The sequence below is a fragment of the Maribacter sp. genome, from assembly GCF_049667165.1.
GTDB lineage: Bacteria > Bacteroidota > Bacteroidia > Flavobacteriales > Flavobacteriaceae > Maribacter_A.
The window spans coordinates 1-1852 of the sequence record NZ_JBATHS010000431.1 but is presented as its reverse complement, the minus strand read 5'-3'; the positions used below and the strand labels follow the sequence as shown (position 1 = coordinate 1852).

1 protein-coding gene and 1 pseudogene are annotated in these 1852 nt (G+C 42.1%); both read right to left on the bottom strand.

Annotation, left to right across the window (positions count from 1 at the left end; translation table 11 throughout):
* A pseudogene (locus WBM98_RS19135) lies at positions 1-212 on the bottom strand (undecaprenyl-phosphate glucose phosphotransferase); the annotation flags it as partial.
* A 234-nt stretch (positions 213-446) separates the two neighbouring features.
* Positions 447-1529, bottom strand: a complete 1083-nt coding sequence (locus tag WBM98_RS19130) for a GDP-L-fucose synthase family protein (protein ID WP_424367618.1) — start codon at positions 1527-1529, stop codon at positions 447-449.
* Positions 1530-1852: the final 323 nt, after the last annotated feature.

The following is a 1852-nucleotide window of genomic DNA, read 5'->3' as shown; positions in this document are numbered from 1 at the left end:
AAATTACTGAAATTGGTCATAAACCCTTCCCGCCTTGCCGTGGGATAAAAATTGAGCATATGGGTCACCATCACCCAAGTGACATTCACATATACAATGCTAAATGCATTAAGATACGTCTCAGGAGTAAACACATACAACAATAGGTTTATGGTTGCCATGTGAAAAAGCAAGGAAATTGGAATAATGAAAAACGAATTTCTAAATTTCATAGGATTCGAAGATTCTGTTCGATCTAGGGTATTCGGGATACCCCTAAATAACCTGTTAATAGTAAAAAAATGGGCAACACTGCCTTATTCATCTTTAGAATTCGGAAAAATTAAAAAAGGTAAAGCACTATTACCAATACATCGACATTTTTAAAGCCATGAAGGAGCCTTTCCTGATCGCAAGAAAGATGAAGCTGAAGGAAACAACGTTTGGTGAAAATCTAAAATTGCTTATTAACGGGTATACCATTGATATACCTTTGCCACACCTTCTTCCAAATCAATGGTATGTTTCCAACCCAGCCCATGTAGTTTTGAAGGATCGGTCAGTTTTTTCATGGTACCATCCGGTTTATCGGCATTAAAAAAGAGGGTTCCCTTAAACCCAATGCTTTTTTTAATGACCTGGGCCAGCGCTTTTATAGAGAGGTCCTCCCCTGTACCGATATTGATATGGGTATTCCGTATTTCTTTGGTATTCTTGGCATAACAGTCCGTAAAGTCCCTGTTCTCCATCAAGAACACACAGGCATCGGCCATATCCTCGCTCCATAAAAACTCCCGCATGGGCTTCCCGCTACCCCATATTTCCAGATGTACCGAATCCTCCTTTTGTTGTATTCCGTACTTGTCGAGAATACTGTATATCACATCCTTATCCGCCGAACCGTCGACACCTTCGATCGGTAATTGGTCCAAATCTTTGCGTATGGCGGCCCAATCCCCATTTTCAAGGGCCTTACCCAAATGCATTTTACGGATCAACGCCGGTAGTACGTGGGATCTTTCCAAATCAAAATTATCATTGGGACCGTATAAATTTGTGGGCATTACCGAGATAAAGTTGGTCCCATACTGTACGTTATAACTTTCGCACATTTTTATGCCCGCAATCTTGGCAATGGCATAAGGCTCATTGGTATACTCCAAAGTATCAGTAAGCAGATACTCCTCCTTCATCGGCTGTGGACAGTTTTTAGGATAAATACAGGTACTCCCCAAAAACATCAATTTTTTTACGCCATGCACATAAGCTTGATGGATTACATTATTCTGGATCATTAAGTTGGCATAGATAAAATCTGCCCTATAGGTATTATTGGCCACGATGCCCCCTACTTTGGCCGCTGCCAAAAACACATACTCCGGTTTTTCGGCAGCAAAGAAATTTGCTACGGCCGTGCTATCGGTTAAATCGAGCTCCTTATGGGTTCGGGTCACGAAATTCGAATACCCTTTGGCCTTCAGGTTCTTTAAAATGGCACTCCCGACCAAGCCCCTATGGCCTGCGATGTATATTTTAGATGTGTTCTTAATGCCCATTTAATTTGTATTGTTAGCGTTTGGTTTTTGGTGATGCGGTTATTTGGTGATGCGGTGGTTCGGTTATGCGGTGATACGGTTGTTCGGTTATGCGGTGATGTGGTGGTTCGGTTTTACGGTGATACGGTTGTTCGGTTATGCGGTGATGTGGTTATCTGGTGATGTGGTTATCTGGTGATACGGTGGTTCAGTTATACGGTGGTTCGGTGGTTCGGTTATTTGGTTATTTGGTGATATGGTGGTTCGGTTATCTGGTGATGCGGTTTTCACTACCTCAATGCTTCACTGTCTCACTACTTCACTACTTCACTGTTTCA